Below are 19,529 nucleotides of genomic sequence, written 5' to 3'. Positions count from 1 at the left end.
AGTTTAACCACAAGAATTAAAGTAAGTTTTACAGGCCTACAGCTTGATACGCTTTGGTAATGGCAGTCGCTTCAGCGGAAGTTGCTCCGTACAGATCTTTGGCAGCTTGAATGGTAGCTGTCTTGGCAGCTGCAAATTTGGACGTTGGCGTCAGGTAGTTCACCAATGTGCTGTAGAAAATTTGGATCGCTTTATCCCGGCCGATTCCAGTAACCGTCACACCATTGTGTGTTCCGCCTTGAGCTGCGAGGAAATAGGCTTTGTTAATGATACCACTGTTGATATGCACACCACCGTTATCCTGTGTACCTGTGTAGCGATCACTGTATTTGTCAGGTTGACCATACAATGTAGGGTTGGACAGGGAGCGGAGCGCGTCTCCTGGAATGTTAGGTGTGTAGATATCATCACCGAGCAGCCAGTTTTTGCTTTGGATCGTATTGCCGAAAATATCGGCAAAGGCTTCGTTGAGTGCACCTGGTTCATTGCGATATTCCAGATTGGCTGTGTACTCAATAACACCATGTGTCAATTCATGACCCACAACATCCAGATCACCGGACAGGGATCGGAACGTCGTTCCGTCTCCATCACCAAAGACAATCTGTGCCCCGTTCCAGAAGGCGTTATTGTAATTGGAGCCGTAATGCACAGTGGATCTGATCAACAATCCGTTACCATTAATGCCGTTACGGTTAAATTTGTTTTTGTAGAAATCATACGTGGCAGCAGCATAAGCATGAGCATCTACACCTGCACGATCGGTCCATACATTATCTGAATCCGTAAGCAGGGTACCTGGCAGCGAAGAGCCATTGTTCGCCGTGTACGTTTGGATGCCATTACCGCGAGTGGTATCTTTCAGTTGGAAGGTGCTGCCGGATTGGGTGGTTGTCAGGGTTTTGGTATCACCAAGCACACCCGTACCTGTTCCAGTGGCAAAGTTAATGAGGTCAAACTGGGATACGATATTGCCATCCACTGCGTTTACGAAATACTTGGTCCGCAGAGGGGCAGGTTCAAGCACGTTAACTTCCGTGATATAAACCAGATAAGTCTGACCATCTTCTTCATGATGATAGATGTTCAATTCAGCTTGAGGTGTGATTTCCGCTGCACCAAGCTCTCCAATACGGGAGGTTGCTTCTTCGGTTGCAATGCGGATCGCGTCTTCTCGGCTGATCTCGGCTACACCATCATTCGGAATAGCTTGCTCTTCAATTGGTGGCAGATCGCCAAGCGCGGAACTCACGGCTCCGGTTTTGTCCAGGTGGATCGTCTGTTCTGCACCATAGACCGGGATACCTTTAATATACTGTTTCAAACGGAAGTGTCTTACGCCAGCGGTATCGGTATTTCTTTTGACAATTTTGAGCTGGGATCTCACATCGGAATTCAGGAATTGTTCCTGTTGTCCAAGGTAATTGAAGATGGTGTCATCTGTTCCACTGCTCAATGGAATACCCTCCTCAGAGGCATAAGGGGCCTGAAGTGGAATGGATTGATCAGACACTGGAGCTGCAGTAGCAGAGGATACGGAAGCGAGCAAAAGAGCTCCTCCAAGAATTGTTGGCATAACTTTGGCAAATTTCATAGTAAACTCTCCCATTCTCAAACTTATTTTTTTTGGAAAAATGAATCAATTTCATAATCATGCCAATCTCGGTTGGGATTCCGTCTGCAACTTGGGCAGCGCGGAGCGTGGGGCTGAACCTGAAGCGTGGAATGAGACAAGAAACGATTGGAACAAAATCGGTTGGGCCTTGGCTTGGGGAGTGATCAACACAACCCAAAGGATTACCGTTTATTCGGTTCAGCCCGAAGGCTTAATCGTCCATTGTGTTCCTCTTTCAGAAGCCGGGGGTTGTCCAATTGCGCAGGTAGAAGGTGTGTTCACGGAAAACTGGGTTGTTCATTCCGGGTTTACGTAAATGACAATGGCAGTATGTTTTGAACAGCATCACTCCTCTCAAGATCAGAAACACAAATAACTAAACATGTTTTGCAAATGCATCATCAATAACTAAATAACTAACCTAAGGTCAATAAATAGTTAAAGAAGAAGATAGGGAACTTGTGTTCCTTACAAGGTTATTTTTGTAAATAAAACTGCTTGGATCGTATATTATCACAGTGTAAAACTTTGGAAAAGATGCAAATTTGGCTTTTTTCTAAAATTGTGTCTGAAGTAGGGGAGAGGTAGCGTTTTACGCATATTTTGACGTATTTTGTCTAAAAGGAAGGCTTGTCCCCCCTGATTCGCAGAGAGAACCTGCTTGGTGCAAGGACATACGCCGTTTCCACTGCTCCACGAATACATAGAATAACGTGTACTCCCTTGGCATGCTCATGATTGAATGCGGGAGGTGAAAGTGTTGCGTAAAACCCGTACTAAAGCACGTTTTGCAACGCAATCGAAAGTGAGACGCGGAAAAACAGTGCTGAAGAAACGAGGTTTGAAGTCTGGACAGAAAAAGGGTACAAAGGCCTATATGTTCGTTATTCCACCCAAGCAGCAGATGCTACAGGCAAAGGATGGGACCAAGAATGAAGCCGAAAATGGCATAAGAGATACCTCTCCGCATGGGGACGATTCTCAGCGGCCTATGCTCTCGGTCATTATCCCTGCTATGAATGAGGAGAAAACAATTGGGGCCGTCGTTCGGGAAGCGCTGCGGATATGTCGTGACGCTGAAGTACTTGTCGTTGTTAATGGTTCAACAGATGGTACAGCTAACGCAGCTAAACGTGCAGGGGCACGAGTACTCACTTATGCCGAAGCATTGGGGCATGATGGAGGACGAAAAGTAGGTGCAGCGGCGGCCCGCGGTCAGGTATTGCTGTTCACTGATGCAGATATTGCAATCCCTGCCGAGCACCTTGCACCTTATGTGCAGGCTGTGCTGAAGGGAACGGATGTGGCACTTAACGACTACCATGGACCGATAACTCGCAGCCCCATTCATCCGGTAGTGGAGGCCAAACACATGTTAAACAGCATACTCGCCAGATCCGATCTCCGAGGGGCTTCGATGACTGCTATTCCGCATGCATTAAGCCGTCATGGACTTGAGGTCATCGGAATAACATCACTTGAAGTTCCGCCGCTCGCACAAGCGAAAGCAGTGATTGGCGGACTCCGGGTACGCGCTGTTCATCACGTACCTGTGGGCAGATTGAATGCCGTTCGAATCAAGAAACGAAGCGGGCCTGATCCGCTCAGTCAAGTGGTGCTGAATGATCATCTGGCAGCAATCAGGTGGATTACGGACACGCTTGGTCCCCGCGGAGGCCATACCGATCTGCAACGTGTTCGCAGCCTGGCGAGGTAAGCATGTCGCATCGGATGATGCAGCATGCTGGAGGTGAGGTAATGAAGGGACGTTCGGGAATTGTCCACCGCAGACGGACAACAAATAGACGAAGACGAACGACGACAGGAAGCAGCCGTATCAACAAGCGTCATGGAAACAAGAAACAGTCGATTACTCCAAAAACGAGCAGAAACCGATCCAAAGCTGGCCTGGTGGATCTGCGTTTGATGTGGAAAGCAGGGCAACTTGCAGGAAGCGAGGCGAAGGCGGACAACGCAGCGTCAGAAAAACATGCGCGCCACGCGTGGAATGCATACGCGGTGAATGTTGCGGAGCTAAGCAACCTAGAAGTAGCTCTGAACGCAGGTAAGGCATTTATGCAAGGGTATGCTCATACTTCTGGATATTCATGCCAGATCGTACCGCTACCCCTTCGCCATTCGGCTGCTGCCGTTGTCTGTGCCTGCAATGAGGAACGTACACTGGGGCAGGTGCTATTGCAACTCAAACGTTTGCCTCTGACAGATATCATTGTGGTACTGAATGGAACGACGGATGACAGCTTGAAGCAGGTATTAAGGCAGCCGGGAATTACGCTCGTATATGAACCGGATCGGGCAGGGCATGATGTGGGGCGGTCCCTGGGAGCCAAGGTGACGGATGCGGAGACGGTCCTTTTTGTGGATGGGGATATGGTCGTATCGGCGGAACAGCTTGCACCCTTTCTGTTCGCGGTGGATCGGGGACAGGATGTGGCGTTGAATAATCTGACGTCCTTGCTTCCTCCGTTTGCAGGGCAGGATGAGGTAAGCCGAATCAAAGCATATCTGAACCGAACCTTAGGCAGGGCAGATCTTGGTTCCAATTCCATGACAGCCGTGCCCCATGCGTTGTCTCGTCGTATGATTCAGACCGTGAAGCCAGCATCACTGGCCGTTCCACCTAAGGCACAAAGCCTCGCCATTCAGCATGGGCTGAGCGTATCGGCACCAAGTCAGGTGGATGTTATTCGTTCCAATCGTTTGCGTCCCGGTAACACGGGGAGTGGGAATGATGTCGCCAGATTGATCATCGGAGATCACCTGGAGGCGCTGACTACCTGGCTGGATACAGGTTGGGATACAGCCCAGACACATACGCTCTCTCGTGCCGAAGTGGCCTACAGGAGGAACGCCAGATGACCCTGACCAGTATAATTATCCCAACGTACAACGGGCTGGATCTGATCAGGCCCTGCATTGATGCCATCAGACAATACTCGGGCGATCCTGCGTCATACGAAATTATCGTTGTGGATAACGGTTCGACGGATGGAACCGCTGAATATTGTGCACTGGAGCGAATTCGTTTTGTCAGGTTCCCGGACAATCGGGGATTTCCGGCAGCGTGTAACGCTGGACTCCGTGCAGCATGCGGGGAAGAGCTGTTGCTGCTGAACAATGATGTTACGGTCACGCATCGTTGGCTGGAGAATCTGCGAACGGCTCTACACAGTGATCCAAGTATTGGGATCACGGGTCCTGTCACGAATTATGCAAGCGGAATTCAGCAGATTGAACTGGCGTTTCGGAACATGGAACATTTTCAGGAACTGGCTGATTCCAACAATATTGCGGATTCTTCAAGATGGAGGGACGTACGCCGGATTGTCGGTCTGTGCATGCTGATGAAACGAAGTGTAATAGAATCGGTTGGACTGCTTGACGAGGCGTACTCTCCGGGACACTATGAGGATGACGATTATTGTTATAGAGCAAGATTGCAAGGCTATCGCTTGCTGGTATGCGGGGATGTCCTTGTGCATCATCAGGGAAGTGCAAGCTTCCAGAAGACAGATCCGGTGGCGTGGAAACAGCTGCTTGAGCGTAATCGTTCGATTTTTATGAGCAAATGGCATGTCGATCCGCTTGAATATATGGACATATCCGATGAAGGAGGGAATGTGGAATGAAAGGTGTAATTCTTGCCGGCGGAACAGGAACTAGACTGTATCCTCTGACCCGGCTCATTAATAAACATCTGCTTCCAGTCGGTAAACATCCGATGATTATGTATGGCATCGACAGGCTCCGCCAGGCAGGCATTGATGAAATATTGATTGTCATTAACAAACATTCCGCCGGGTTATATACAGAGTATCTTGGTGGCGGAGCAGATCATGGGGTCAAGCTGACGTACCGCATTCAGGAAAAGGCAGGCGGGATTGCGGAAGCATTGGATCTGGCGACGACCTTTATCCTTCCTGGCGAAAAATTTGTTGTGCTTCTGGGGGATAATCTCTTCAGCGACGATTTGAAGCCTTATGTGGACCGCTACATGCAGCAACCGGCGGGTACAGCGCGAGTTCTGCTCAAAGAAGTGGATGATGCTCGACGTTATGGGGTGCCGGTCTTTGATCCACAGCATCCAGAGCGAATCTCGTACATTGAGGAGAAGCCAAGCCAGCCGAAGACCTCTTATTGTGTAACTGGCATATATATGTATGACGATCACGTATTTAACCTGATTCAAAACATCGCGCCGTCTGCACGCGGAGAGCTTGAAATCACGGATGTAAATAATCACTACGCGTCTGCTGGTGGACTGGAATATGATATTTTGCAGAAATACTGGAGTGATGCAGGTACATTTGATTCGCTCCAGGAAGCAGCTGTCCGCATGAAGGGACAATTGCCCTAAAATATATGCGCCTGATGCTGCCGCTGTGCGGTGCCCCATGGGAGCAGAACACCCTGCGCCGGAGCTGGAAGGATGCTCCGGCGCTTTGCGCAGCGACAATCCTCGTGCATGCCAAAGGAGGAAATGGCGTGAGAGTAGCGATACCTACCAGGTCCACTGGGGCCTCAGTGTCAGGTAAACCGCGGGGCACGCACCCGGCGGTATTCATGGGCAGTGGCACTCCGGCAGGGACGGGTACAGGGCCCGCTGGAGTCAGAGGTGTGAAGTCTGGGAAACGGAGTACCCAGACCAAAGCGGGGACATCAGCAGGCGCAGCGCATAAGGTCCGTGCGGGTAAAGCGGGCAGCACGGGCAGTGCTGTGGGCAGAGCAGGCAAAGCTGGCCCTGCGAACGGAAGCAATGCGGGCAGAGCCAGCCGTACCGGCAAAGGCAAAGCCGGCCTGCGCCAGGCCACTGCTGGGCGCAGGGCTGCACCAGCGCGGGGCCGGCGTGCCGCTGCCCGCGCCAAGCAGCGCACAGCGATGCGCCGTGCGCCCCTGCCAGCACCGCAAGCCAGCACGCCACAGGCGATGCCTGCCAGCGGTGCTGGCCCCGCCCCGCGCCAAGCGACACTCCCGAAGGGTGTCGCTCCTGCGGGGCGGGAAGGCGCTGCCGCCGCGAATGCGGGCAGCGCGAAGGGCTTGCCTGCGCCTGCACAGCCCGCGGAGCACGCAGTGCAGGCGCAGGCCGTGCCCGGCGGCTACGCCGAGGGCTACCGCGACGGCGTATTCGCCGGCGGGGAGGCGCTGGTGGCGCAGCACATCCCGCCGGATCATATTCTGCCTGCCGTGGCCGCGGCAGATCTGATCGCGGCGGGATTCCGCCAATACGCGCCCAGCCTGGCCCGGCTGGCCAGCCCTCATGAGATGGCTGGCCACATCACGGCGGCGCTGGATGCGCAGCGCCCCTTGTCTGTCGTTCGCCTCGGAGATGGCGAACTGCTCACCCTGGCAGCCGATACGGTGCTGCCAGGCCAGGAAGTGCAGGAGCTGGCACCGTTTCTGCCCTATGCAGGGGTGCCATGCTCAACCCCAGACATCCGCGCGATGCTCGCGGAAGCCATACAGTCCGCCGACTGGGTTGGCGTCCCGATCTCCCGGGCGCCTACGTTCCAGGGTCTGCTATTCCCGGTATTGCGCCACTTTGGGATCGACTGGTCCCGGCTGAAGTTGACCAGCTCCACGATCAATTACAGTCTGCATCAGTCCGGCTTGGTGCTGCCGGTACTGCAAGGGCGACGAGTTCTGCTCATAGGCAGCCAGGCTGAAGAGCTTGCGGCACTGCTGCATAGCCGGGGTATTCATGTCACAGGCATCATTGGTTCAGTGGCAGGTGTCATGGATGTTCCGAGGGTGATGCAGCAAACCGCAGAGCATGCTTTCGATATCGCTCTGGTGGCGGCGGGCATTCCGGCGGTCATTCTGTGTCGGCGAATTGCAGGTGAACTCGGCAAGGTCGCTCTGGATTTTGGACATCTGGCTGACAAACTGGTAACAGGAGAGCTTCAACTCTAGGTGGACCGTCCGGGGGCTGGTCATGTGCGCGTTGGCCTCACGGACGAGTGGAAATGGAGGGAGCAACATGAGCATACCCGGTCAACAGCGCGGGGAAGGACGTCATGGTCATAACAACAAGGCTGATGCTCGAAACGTCACTCGCAGTGACAAAAGCCGTAGTGAACACAACCGGAATGGCAGCATAAGCAGCGACAAAAAAGCGGGCCACCGTGCCACACAGCAAGATGTCTCGGAACCTGAAATGGCAGTTCTGCATGCAGCAGGTAGTCGTTCAACACGGAAATCCAGACGCAAGGGCAAAAGTAAACGCACAGCCAAGGGCGCCAAACTATACAAACAGGGTTATCACAGAGGCTATGACGAAGGTGTCCGCCAGGGACAGGGCTCGTTTGGTCTTGTTTTTGAAGGAGTTAGCATCATTATTCCCACGTACAATCAGCGGGAGTATGTGCTGCAATGTGTGTCCAGTATCGAAAAGCATACCCCGGCCCCCTTCGAAATCATAGTCGTGGATAATGCCTCCAAGGATGGAACTGCTGAGGCGATGCTCCGCAAAGGCGGCATGGTGAGGGTGGCTGCCCTGGATCAGAACCGAGGGTTTGCCGGAGGTGTCAATCATGGGCTGATGATGGCGAGAGGACGACATATTATCGTACTGAACAACGACACGCTGGTTACTCCAGGCTGGCTGGATAACATGATGACTTGTCTTGCCAGTGATCCACAGATTGGTGTGGTGGGCCCGGTGACCAACTATATTGGCGGGGATCAGCAAATTAAGGTTCCGTACCGTGAGGTCGAGGACATGTGGTCTTTTGCCACCACACATAATCGTCCAGATGCAGAGAAACACCGAATGACCGATCGACTCGTCGGATTCTGCTGGCTGTTCTCACGGGAACTGTTGGAGCGGGTAGGTTATTTGGATGAAGGGTATGCCGTGGGTAATTTCGAAGATGACGACTGGATCATCCGGGTGAAACTGGCAGGATACCAGCTTGCGGTAGCGGGGGATGCCTTTATCCATCACTTTGGAAGTGTCAGCATGAAAGCCTTGGGTGAGCAGGACTTTGCTGTAGTGAACAAGGATAACGAGCAGTTTTATAGCCAAAAGTGGGGAGATCCTCATACGCTGGTTGCCGAAACTACCCGCATGGCGAAACGACAAAGCTCTGGTACCCCATCCGGTCAACAAGAGGACAGAGATACAAACCCAATCGATCCGCGCCAGCGAATCTCAACGCAGGGTAGCCAAGATCCAGCATTACAGTTCAGACGCAGCAGTGACTTCTACCCGGAAGGATCGTTCCTGTCCGATGCCAAAGGCGATGTCTATACCTTAACCGGCGGACGGCGGCGTAAGTTGAACATCCCTGTACCGCGTGGAATATCTCCTGTTCAGGTTGCCAAACCGGATCTGCTCGCCATTCCTGCCGGAGAAGCACTGATATCAGCGGGGGACGTGCAAGGATGGCCGCTGGAGTCGCATCAGGTGCATACGACAGCGGTTCAAGGTTCTCCGAATGGCTGGGCAGAAGGAAGTATTGTTGCCGCAGTGGATGCACCCGAGATTCGATATCAGATTAGCGGAGGCAAGCGCAGACGATTTGTATCCGTATATGCCGCAGAACGTTGGGGTGTAAATTCCGGGCATATTGTCAGTGTGTCTGCGGACCAACTGAATTCGATGGAAGAAGGCTGGCCCATTATCGCCCCACCTCAGCTTTTGAACCCAGATCTGTAATGTCAGGCGATCTGTTTGTCCAGATCAGCAGCATGATGCGGAATGGAAGATGTAGCGGTATCCAGTATAATCGCTCTGACTCATTCCGCATCCGAATAATTGAAAGATCATCCATTTCCTTTTACACTATGACCAACGCAGTTATCATCAAGCGTAACTTGGGATCATGAGATAGGGACAGGGAGGATGCACCGTGAAGAATTCTATAGTTAACCAAGCCGAACAGATTGCCAGTGATTTTTTGCTGGAAAAAGTAACATGCTCACATCATATCGTGGGTAAAGGTTTTGTTAATCAGGTCTGCCTGGTGGAAACGGCAAGTCATAAAGTGATTGTACGGATGAATAATCCAGATACATATCCCACCTTTTTGAAAGAAAAATGGTGCATCGAACGAGCAACGAGTGCCGGTATTCCTGGGCCAGAAACATTATCCGTTGGGGTCAACGCTGAACATGCCTATATGATTCAAACGGTTGTGGAAGGGGATAACGGATTGGATACGACAGTGCCCCCGTCCATGATCTGGAGGAAACTTGGTGAGTATACTCAACTTTTGCAATCCATCCCCGTTACAGGTTTCGGAAGGGATCTGCACAATTCTGTACAGGATCGATTTTACTCTCCCCCGCATGCAGGATCAGATGGCAGCTGGCAAGGATATGTGCAATACAATATCAATAGTCTGACGGAGCAAGACCCGCTGATCGAGCTTGGTGTGATGACGATGGAGGAATCACAGGTCGTAAGGCAATTATTCGAACAAATGAAAATACAAAAATTCCGCTTTGGCTTATGCCATGGCGATCTCTCTTTGAAGAATACAATCGTAAGTTTGACAGGAGAGATTACCCTTCTGGACTGGGGAAATGCGGAGGTCACCGTCACGCCGTATGGGGATATCATTCAACTCTTGCAATGCCAGCTACGGGGAGAGGGTCCTGACAACGAAGAACTGAAAGCGTTTTTAGAAGGTTATGGGACAAGTGTACAAGAGCAGGAACATGAACTGAATCAAGCGAGGTATGTTTTGCTGTTGAAAGCGTTTGATACCCTGAGGTGGGCCATAGATCGAAGTCCGGATCAGATCGAGTTTTACACTACATTAGCGAAACAAGCTCTTGAACAGGTTTGGAGGGCCAATAGCGAATCATTGATGTGAAATCATTCATCTTTCAAATTTAAAATTTAATCTTTCTATTTAGCTATAGGTTTATTCTATTAGCAGATCCATTGACTTAGCTATAGGTTTATTCTATTAGCAGATCCATTGACGCCTGAAGGGTGCAGGAGTACATTTATAGCCATAATTCTTATTTAACAGATGGGAATTGAAGGTCTAGGGGATTCGTCATCCATCGCTCAGATCTTAATTTTAAAACCAACCAGGAGGTATGTCGATGTCATCATCAACCAAAAAAGTCGTGCTGTGGAGCAAAACAGGCTGTCATTTTTGCGGGGAAGTAAAAGCATTTCTGACAGAGCGAAACCAGCCTTTCGAGAACATTGAAGTGCAGGGTAATGACGTGCTGCGAGATGTGCTTGAAGCAAAATATGGCATTCGGCATGTACCCGTGATTGAAGTGGGAGGGGACGGCAAGTTTGAAGCTTTGCTGGAACCTGATCTGGAGAAGCTGGCTGAACTTCTGGCACGAGCGGACGAAGCGGCAGCGGTCTAACGGGCGTCGATATATACCTTTGGAGCAAGCCGTTCCGGCTGCTGCATGATGCAAGATCGCATTTGTGCAGCTGCTGGAACGTTCATAACTCAACGCTTGATGAGATGTAAATGGTTCTAATTCACATCTTCAATACACATATAGAAAAAATCTATTAGTCGCGCTGTTGACCCTTTTGCAGGGCAGTGATAAGATTTGTGAAATTAAAACAAACCAAACTCATAGGAATAGTTAACTTTCAGTTAATTCGTATACGTAATCAGTTCAGATTGGCCCTTGATCATTTTTTTGAAGATTTTAATCCAAGGAAGGCGGAGTGAACATGACAGCGAAACGCAGTTTGAAATTTGGAGCCATTATTCATGGGGTTGGAGGAAGCAATACCACTTGGAGACACCCGGAGGTTCTGTCGGATGCCAGCGTCAACTTTGGATTCTACAAGCGTCAGGCACTGAAAGCGGAGGAAGGCAAGTTCGATCTTGTTTTTATCGCAGACGGTCTGTATATTACCGAGAAATCCATTCCCCATTTCCTGAATCGCTTCGAACCGATCAGTATCTTGTCCGCCTTGGCTGCCGTTACTTCACGGATTGGACTGGTGGGTACCCTCTCGACATCCTATAGTGATCCCTTCACCGTAGCCAGACAGTTCGGTTCCCTCGATCAGATCAGTGATGGCCGTGCAGGCTGGAACGTAGTAACCTCTCCGCTCGAAGGTACAGCGAAGAACTACAGTAAGAGCAGTCACCCTACGCATCCGGAACGTTATCGAATTGCCGCGGAATATTTACAGGTAACCAAAGGGTTGTGGGACTCTTGGGAAGATGATGCCTTTGTAAGAGACAAAGAGAGCGGTGTATTCTTCGACCCATCCAAACTGCACACGCTTAATCATGAAGGAGAGTTTTTTTCCGTACAAGGTCCGCTTAATATTGCCCGTTCACGGCAAGGACAGCCGGTAATTTTCCAGGCAGGTTCATCGGAAGATGGCAAAACGCTGGCAGCACAAGAAGCAGATGCTGTCTTTACTGGACACGATACAATTGAAGATGCGCAGGCATTCTATAAGGATGTCAAAACACGGGCGGCTTCCTACGGACGTTCTTCCCAGGATATTGTCATTCTGCCAGGCATCAATCCTATTGTTGGACGGACGGAAGAGGAAGCTGAACAGAAATATCAGGAGATCGCAAGCTTGGTCACCATCGACAAAGCGCTGGATTACCTGGGTCGTTTCTTCGAACATCATGATTTCTCCCAATATCCGCTGGATGAACCGTTCCCGGAACTGAATGGCATTGGAAGCAACAGTTTCCGCAGTGGCACGGACAAGATCAAGAAGGATGCCAAGGAGCAAGGATTGACGTTGCGTGAAGTGGCTCTGCGGGCAGCAACACCGCGAAGCAAATTCCTGGGCACACCGGAGCAGGTTGCTGACAAGATTCAGGAATGGTTCGAGACAGAAGCGGCGGATGGCTTCATTATTGCTTCCGAGCTGCCAAGTGGGTTGTCTGATTTTGTGGAACTCGTTGTTCCGATTCTGCAAGAACGCGGCCTGTATCGTACGGACTATGAGCACGATACATTGCGAGGTAACCTTGGGGTGCAAATTCCGGTTAACCGTTATACGGCTGCGAAGGAGCAAGTCGTATCTGATTTGGCATAACGGATAGGGAGCGAACGAGCATCTGATTTTGTCTGGCTGTTTTCTCGAACCGGTAATAAAGTCACTTACTACGTTTTGTACTGTCTTAAAACCGACTTAACTCATAGGGAATATCAAGTATTGGGTATAAACATTAATTTAATGACACCTGTATACACAGAGGGGGAAGCGATATGAACAGGTCTATCTCATGGATGAAATATATGGCATTGGCAGCAGTATTGGTGATGGTATTATCCGGTTGCGGAGCGGCGGGAGGCAGCACGAACGGTGCAGCACAGGCTTCGGGCGGGGATCAGGCCGGGTCAGCGGAAGGGGGCAACTTAACCTTTGCCCTCGCTACATCGCCGGATTCACTTGACCCTCATCGCAGTGGTCTTGCCGTGGCTGTACGTGCTATTCGCACGATCTATGACAATCTGGTAGTACAGTTGCCGGATGGTTCCATCAAACCGTGGCTCGCCACGGAATGGAGCGTATCCGAGGACGGCAAGAGTTATACGTTCAAGCTGCGTGAAGGCGTGAAGTTCCACGATGGCACACCGTTTAATGCGGAAGCCGTGAAATACAATCTGGACCGGGTGATCGATCCGGCCACCAAAGCTGCCAATTCCCTTGCCCTGATTAGACCCTACAGCTCCTCCGAGGTCATTGATGAATATACCATTAAGGTAAATCTGGAATCGCCATCGCAAGCCTTTCTTGGCAACTTGAGTCAGGCGCTTCTGGGGATCGTATCCCCTACAGCTGCCCAAAAATATGGCGACCAGCTGGGTAAAAATCCGGTGGGCACAGGTCCGTATACCTTTGTGAAATGGGATGAAAATGCGGATATCGTCGTTGCCAAGAACAAGGATTACAACTGGGGACCTGAGACGGTTGAAAATAAAGCTGCGCCACATGTGGATACGATCACATTCAAAATTGTACCGGAAGAAGCGACACGCATCGGAAGTGTACAAAGTGGTCAGGTACTCGCTGCCGAGACCGTTCCACCGCAAAATATCGCTGCATTGAAAAACGATCCGAACCAGCAACTGTTACAGGCTAACACGGTGGGATTACCATATACACTCTTTTTCAATCTGCGCAAAGCGCCTTGGGATGATGTGAAAGTAAGGCAGGCGGTACAATCCGCCGTAGATGTGGAATCGATTGTCAAAACATTGTATCTGGGCAACTACGAACGTGCGTGGTCTGCACTGTCTCCTGGAATTCTGGGTTATGATGCATCGCTGGAAGGAAGCATTAACCCGGACATCAACAAAGCCAATCAGCTGCTCGATGAACAAGGCTGGGTGAAGGGCGCTGACGGCATTCGTGCCAAAGACGGCCAGAAACTGACCCTACGTTATGTCGATGGTTCGCCCAATCGGGAGAAACGCAACGACATTGCCGCCATTATCCAGCAACAGCTGAAGCAGGTAGGCATCGCAGTTGAAGTGGAAATTACAAAAGACATCGCAACGGTCATCTATCAGAACTGGGATTACGATCTCTATGGCAACAGCCAGGTTAACTCCGATCCAAATGCATTGTATGCCTTTTATCATACGAGTGCAGAGGGTCAGCGTCCGACATTGTCCGGTTTGTCTGATCCGAAGATTGATGAACTGCTGGAGCAGGGAGCCGTTGAGAGTGACGCGGATAAACGTGTCGAGATCTACAATCAGATTCAACAATACCTGATTGAGCAAGCGGTAATTTTGCCGATCTATGTATTCCCTTATACCGTCGCAGCATCCAAAAAGGTCGAAGGCATCAAGTTCGATTCACTGGGGTATCCACTCTTTAACGACGTCCGCATTCAGCCCTAACAGAGGTTGTTCAAAAAGTCTACTTTTGATTACGAGTCATGCCTAATGGCATGATCAGCATCGAATATGAAATTCAGCCGAAATGTCCGTTGCTCACGTAGTTTCCTACGCTCCGCTACTCCATTTCTAGCTTCATTCCATCTTCTCGGTACTGAAAACTGGTCTTTTTGAACACGCACTATAGGAACGACCAATCCAGATTCAGGAAGGAGATATCCCGGTATGGTTCAAACGATACTGTCACGACTCGCAACATCGCTTCTGGTTATTTTCGGAGCTTCGGTGCTGGTGTACTGCATCATGTATCTTCTGCCGGGTGATCCGGTTCTGCTCATGCTGGACCCGTCCTCGGCTACCCCGGAGATGATCGAGAATCTGCGGGTTCAACTTGGGCTGGATCAGCCGTTTTACATCCAGTTTGCGAACTATTTCGGTGATATGCTGCGTGGCGATTTCGGTAAATCGATGATCAATTCGGATCCGGTTCTGCCCAAAATACTGGAGCATTTTCCAGCCACACTGGCTTTGACCGCACTCAGCTCAATCATTGCGATCACGATTGGAATTACACTCGGTGTATTGTCTGCAATTCATCGCAATGGCGTGATTGATTTCGTTGCCCGGCTCGTTGGACTGTTTGGCATCTCCATGCCAACCTTCTGGACGGGGATACTGCTCATCCTGTTATTCTCGGTACAGCTTGGCTGGTTCCCGGCGATGGGTTCCGATGGATTCAGCTCACTGATTCTTCCGGCAGCTACGCTGGGTCTCGTGGGTGCAGGGTTTATCGTACGGATGGTGAGGAACAGCATGCTGGAAGTCATCAATGAACCGTTTATCGTAGCATTACGGGCAAAAGGACTTTCCGAGCGCGCCATCATGTATGGCCATGCGCTGCGTAATGCGCTGATCCCTGCCGTAACGGTAATTGGCATGCTGATCGGTGATCTGCTTGCCGGAACGGTTGTGGTGGAGACTGTATTCTCCAGACAAGGAATCGGCCGGATTATTGCCGATGCGCTAATGGCCAAGGATCTGCCCGTGGTGCAAGGCGTTGTTTTCTTTACATCCATTATCTATGTGGTCTTGAATTTGTTGGTGGACATCTCGTATTCGTACATTGATCCCCGGGTTCGGCGTGCAGTCCGAACATGATGACAACTGGAACCGTCAGAAGTGTCCTGACGCGGAGTATGGAAGGAGGAGTTGTTGCTCATGAGCATGAAACCTTTGGCTGGTGACAAAAAAGCATGGGCGGGCGTAGGACGTATACGTCTGTGGAATCGCCGCACTTGGCGCTATCGCGTTTCACTCGCGGTATCCCGATTATTCTTTTATGCAGCATTGCTGGTAGTCGTGTTTACCGTGGCATGCGCAATTGTGCCGGGCTGGATTGCTCCTTATGATCCAACTCAGATGATGACCGATGCCATTCTGCAGGCTCCCTCTGCTGCGCACCTGTTCGGGACGGACTATTTTGGCAGGGATATCTTCAGTGTAGTTGTGCATGGAAGCAGGGATTCATTACTTATTGGATTTGCTTCGGTGCTTGTGGGAGGCATTGTTGGCAGTGCGCTTGGTATTATCTCCGGTTATGCCGGGGGCGTTGTTGATACCATCACCATGCGTGCCGTTGATATACTGATGGCTGTACCCGGCGTGCTCCTGGCGTTGTCTGTTGCAGCTGCTCTCGGGCCAGGACTGATGAATATTGCACTGGCTGTTGCGGTTTCCTCGATTCCGGGGTACGCACGGGTGATGCGTGGGCAGGTCATATCTGTTAAAGGTCTGCCTTTCATTACAGCGACACGTTCACTGGGCGGTTCCAATACCCGTATTTTCTGGAAACATGTACTGCCACATTCGTTGTCACCCTTGCTGGTCATGGCTACGCTTGGCGTAGGAACATCGATCCTGACGGGCTCCGGACTCAGCTTTCTGGGACTTGGGGTGTTGAAGGAAATTCCCGATTGGGGCGCCTTACTCTCGCAAGGTAGAGGTTATCTGACGGTTGCCTGGTGGATCTGTACGTTCCCGGGGCTGGCGATCACGTTGTTTGTATTGGCGGTTAATCTGATTGGAGACGATATTCGCGATCGGTTGGACCCCAAAGTAAAAGGAGCGGCCTGACCGCTATTTCAAAAGATAAGAATTTATAAGTTTCACCCTATCCATTTATATTTCACTGCGAAACGGTAGCTGTGCCACCAGAGGACGGCGACAGCCGTTTACGCTTGAGGAGGAGAAATTTATGTCACATGTTGTCATTATTGCCGGATCACCATCCAAACGTTCGCGTTTGACAGGTCTGACGGATTACAGCAGCCAAAAATTAACGGAGGCAGGCATCACCGTTGAAGTTATTCACGTTGTGGATCTGCCCGCTGAGGATCTGGTGCAAGCCCGATTCGACAGCTCATTTATTCGTGATGCTCTGGCTGTTGTTGAAGCGGCGGATGCCGTTATTGTAGCTACACCGGTATACAAGGCATCGTACTCCGGCGTGCTCAAGCTGTTCCTGGATCTGATTCCGCAAGAGGGGCTACGGGGTAAGTTGACAATCCCGCTCGTCATTGGTGGCTCCATTGCTCATCTACTCGCTATTGATTATGCATTGAAGCCTGTTCTGGCAGCCCTTGGTGGAAGACATATTCTGGGTGGGGTGTACGCTGTGGATCAGGGGATTGAACGACTGGATGATGGAAAGTTCATACTCTCGGTGGACATTACTTCACGCCTGGATCGTTCCTTGGACGAATTGATATTGACACTGGAAAAGGATGGGATTAAGATATCATAAAACCGAGTAAATTTATCGGTTAAATAGATATAAAGTCAAACGTCTGCGGACGTGGATACGGAGGCGCTCATGAATATCGAGAACATTGAAGCATTTGTATATATCAACCATTATGGAAGCTTCAATAAAGCTGCCGAAGTACTCTTCTTGTCCCAACCTTCGGTCACAGCTCGCATTCAGTCACTGGAAAGGGAGCTGGGCTGCAAGTTGTTTGATCGGCTTGGCAAGCAAATTGTGCTGACAGAGGAAGGTCGGAAATTCCTGCCATATGCGCAGCAAGTGCTGCAAGTGATTCAGAAGGGCAAGCAGAAGATTCAGCAACGGCGATCCACACCGGATGCTCTTCGGCTCGGTAGTACAGTATCGGTATCCAATTATGTCATTCCCGATTTTCTACCCAAGATTAAGGATGCTTACCCCGAAATTAACATCAAATTGACGACAGCAACGACGGATCAGCTGATTGCCAAACTGCTTGGTCAGGAGATTGATCTTGCCTTTGTACGCAAGGTCATGCATCCTGCGATCCGTACGGTTGCTTTTTATGAAGATCCGATCCAGCTCTATGTGTACAAAGGACATCCATTCATTGAAAGCGGGCATGTCAGCATGGAAGCGATCCGGAATGAGCAACTGGTCTTTTTCGAATGTGGTTCACTGGACTGGCTTCGCATTCACCGGGCTTTCGACTCGCTGGAACATCCGCCGAATATTACATATCATGTCGATAATTCGGAGACGGCGAAGAAACTGGTTATGCAAGGGGCAGGCATTGCCTTTCTCCCTGGACTCACGGTGAAGAAGGAAGTGCAAAATCAGGAGTTGTTCCCCATTCAGGTACATGAGGTTGCAGGTGTATCGTTGCAGATCAGCGTCGTCACGTTAAAGGAAGAATATTCGCCATTGGCAGAGCCCTTCGGGGAACTGCTGCGGCAGTTATAGAGCGTCTAACGTTGAATCTGACTTTTACACCATAACGGAGAGTGCAGAACCAATCTGAAGAAGCGAAGCGTGCGCATTTATCAACAGATTTTTCCCTTGAACCAAGGGAGTAAAGAAAATCTGGGGATAAGAGTGATCGGAAGATGGCACTGCAGTCGGAGTGATAAAGTGTAACATCTCCAGTTCAACTTAATAGTGATTCAAGAACATAGGTTCAGCACAATCAAGGAGGAGAAGGAAATGAGTATTCGTGTTGGCATTTTGGATCAGACCCCCATCTATGAAGGGGAAACGGCGGTGGATGCTTTTCGGCACACGATTGAGCTGGCACAGCAGGCAGATCAGCTTGGATTCCATCGGTTCTGGGTATCGGAGCACCATGATTCAGGGCATGTTGCAGGTTCCTCCCCAGAGGTACTCATCTCCCACTTGCTTGCGCATACGAAGCGGATTCGCCTGGGCTCTGGCGGGGTGATGCTCCAGCATTACAGCCCGTATAAAGTCGCCGAAAATTTCAATATACTCGCAGCGCTCGGCCCAGGAAGAGTTGACTTGGGAATCGGTCGTGCGCCGGGGGGATTACCTCGTTCGACACAGGCATTGCAGGAAGGTATTCAGGGAGCTGCATCCCTGAAAGAGAAAATTGTTCAGGTGAAGCGATACATTCATAATGAACCACATGAAGATCCATCTCATGCACTTGCGGGGCTCACTGCTTCGCCTGTGTCCGACATTCCAGCAGAGCTGTACGTACTTGGAGCCAGTGTTGATAGTGCAGGCATGGCTGCGGAACTGGGACTTCCCTATGTCTTTTCACTGTTCATTAACAGTAATATAGAGGTAGCGCTTCAAGCGATCCATGTATATCGTGAACAATTTGATCGTTCCCAGGGACGGGAGCCCTACGCTGCACTAGCCATATCGTTAATTGTGGCCGAGAGTGAGGAGGAAGCGGAAGGACTTGCGAGCGAGCATATGCTGGTGAAGATCCATCTGGAGAGTGGGAAAGTACTCACTGTCGGTTCTGTGGAACAGGCGGAAGAATTCGGTCGTCAATCAAACGAAACCTATCGGATCGAGATTCTGGAGCCAAGTGTGACCCGGGGCACGAAAGCAACGGTAGGTCAGGCACTGCTGAAGTTCCAGCAGGATTTTGCTGTGGAAGAGTTCATTGTGACTACAGCTACACGGGACTTTGCCAAGCGAATTCGTTCCTTTGAATTGTTGCGTGAAATTTTGTCAGAGCAGGGGCTTAGTGAATTTGCACTGGAATCTAAGGAACAGGAAGCAGCAATCGGATAGAAGTAGGGCAATGAATATATACGAATGGGA

At 50.6% G+C, this 19,529-nt stretch carries 17 protein-coding genes; 16 read left to right on the top strand and 1 reads right to left on the bottom strand.

Going from position 1 to position 19,529, the window contains the following annotated elements:
• Window positions 1–28: 28 nt before the first annotated feature.
• Complete coding sequence (locus MKX75_RS23580) at window positions 29–1,594, bottom strand: M4 family metallopeptidase (protein WP_339167081.1); 1,566 nt, start codon at window positions 1,592–1,594, stop codon at window positions 29–31.
• 40 nt (window positions 1,595–1,634) lie between these two features.
• Here MKX75_RS23580 and MKX75_RS23575 point away from each other — a divergent pair, with 40 nt between their 5' ends.
• The 16 genes from MKX75_RS23575 (at window position 1,635) to MKX75_RS23500 (ending at window position 19,499) form a co-directional block, all read left to right on the top strand.
• A complete protein-coding gene (locus MKX75_RS23575) occupies window positions 1,635–1,931 on the top strand; it encodes a hypothetical protein (RefSeq protein WP_062837900.1) in 297 nt (98 codons plus the stop codon).
• Between the two features lie 444 nt (window positions 1,932–2,375).
• On the top strand, window positions 2,376–3,332 hold the full coding sequence (locus MKX75_RS23570) for a glycosyltransferase (RefSeq protein WP_062837899.1): 957 nt from the start codon (window positions 2,376–2,378) through the stop codon (window positions 3,330–3,332).
• Between the two features lie 41 nt (window positions 3,333–3,373).
• Window positions 3,374–4,495, top strand: a complete 1,122-nt coding sequence (locus MKX75_RS23565; protein ID WP_339167076.1) for a glycosyltransferase family A protein — start codon at window positions 3,374–3,376, stop codon at window positions 4,493–4,495.
• The gene (locus MKX75_RS23560; protein ID WP_339167074.1) at window positions 4,492–5,265 is read left to right on the top strand and encodes a glycosyltransferase family 2 protein; all 774 of its coding nucleotides are present in this window, start codon (window positions 4,492–4,494) and stop codon (window positions 5,263–5,265) included. The genes MKX75_RS23565 and MKX75_RS23560 overlap by 4 nt, the downstream gene beginning before the upstream one ends.
• On the top strand, window positions 5,262–5,993 hold the full coding sequence (locus MKX75_RS23555) for a sugar phosphate nucleotidyltransferase (protein WP_062837897.1): 732 nt from the start codon (window positions 5,262–5,264) through the stop codon (window positions 5,991–5,993). The genes MKX75_RS23560 and MKX75_RS23555 overlap by 4 nt, the downstream gene beginning before the upstream one ends.
• 5 nt (window positions 5,994–5,998) lie before the next feature.
• The gene (locus tag MKX75_RS23550; protein WP_339167071.1) at window positions 5,999–7,546 is read left to right on the top strand and encodes a GT-D fold domain-containing glycosyltransferase; all 1,548 of its coding nucleotides are present in this window, start codon (window positions 5,999–6,001) and stop codon (window positions 7,544–7,546) included.
• A gap of 67 nt (window positions 7,547–7,613) precedes the next feature.
• Window positions 7,614–9,293 (top strand): glycosyltransferase family 2 protein, encoded by a 1,680-nt coding sequence (locus MKX75_RS23545; RefSeq protein WP_339167069.1) that lies wholly within the window; start codon window positions 7,614–7,616, stop codon window positions 9,291–9,293.
• A gap of 193 nt (window positions 9,294–9,486) precedes the next feature.
• Window positions 9,487–10,455 (top strand): aminoglycoside phosphotransferase family protein, encoded by a 969-nt coding sequence (locus tag MKX75_RS23540; RefSeq protein WP_339167067.1) that lies wholly within the window; start codon window positions 9,487–9,489, stop codon window positions 10,453–10,455.
• 238 nt (window positions 10,456–10,693) lie between these two features.
• Complete coding sequence (locus MKX75_RS23535) at window positions 10,694–10,972, top strand: glutaredoxin family protein (protein ID WP_036605813.1); 279 nt, start codon at window positions 10,694–10,696, stop codon at window positions 10,970–10,972.
• 322 nt (window positions 10,973–11,294) lie between these two features.
• Entirely contained in the window at window positions 11,295–12,638 is a 1,344-nt protein-coding gene (locus MKX75_RS23530; RefSeq protein WP_062837894.1) for an LLM class flavin-dependent oxidoreductase, read from the top strand.
• A gap of 173 nt (window positions 12,639–12,811) precedes the next feature.
• Window positions 12,812–14,455, top strand: coding sequence for an ABC transporter substrate-binding protein (locus MKX75_RS23525; RefSeq protein ID WP_076333141.1), 1,644 nt, complete (start codon window positions 12,812–12,814; stop codon window positions 14,453–14,455).
• Window positions 14,456–14,677: 222 nt separating this feature from the next.
• A complete protein-coding gene (locus MKX75_RS23520; protein ID WP_145151552.1) occupies window positions 14,678–15,610 on the top strand; it encodes an ABC transporter permease in 933 nt (310 codons plus the stop codon).
• A gap of 60 nt (window positions 15,611–15,670) precedes the next feature.
• Entirely contained in the window at window positions 15,671–16,585 is a 915-nt protein-coding gene (locus MKX75_RS23515) for an ABC transporter permease (RefSeq protein ID WP_339167063.1), read from the top strand.
• A 121-nt stretch (window positions 16,586–16,706) separates the two neighbouring features.
• Window positions 16,707–17,255 carry an NADPH-dependent FMN reductase gene (ssuE, locus tag MKX75_RS23510; protein WP_339167061.1) on the top strand — a complete coding sequence of 183 codons (549 nt, stop codon included), beginning with the start codon at window positions 16,707–16,709 and terminating at the stop codon, window positions 17,253–17,255.
• 69 nt (window positions 17,256–17,324) lie between these two features.
• Entirely contained in the window at window positions 17,325–18,197 is an 873-nt protein-coding gene (locus MKX75_RS23505; protein WP_062837890.1) for a LysR family transcriptional regulator, read from the top strand.
• Window positions 18,198–18,437: 240 nt separating this feature from the next.
• Entirely contained in the window at window positions 18,438–19,499 is a 1,062-nt protein-coding gene (locus tag MKX75_RS23500) for an LLM class flavin-dependent oxidoreductase (protein WP_339167059.1), read from the top strand.
• Window positions 19,500–19,529 lie beyond the last annotated feature (30 nt).

The organism is Paenibacillus sp. FSL R5-0341, from assembly GCF_037975235.1.
Classification (GTDB): domain Bacteria; phylum Bacillota; class Bacilli; order Paenibacillales; family Paenibacillaceae; genus Paenibacillus; species Paenibacillus amylolyticus_A.
Note: the sequence above shows the minus strand (reverse complement) of the source record. Positions and strands in the feature narration are given on the sequence as shown.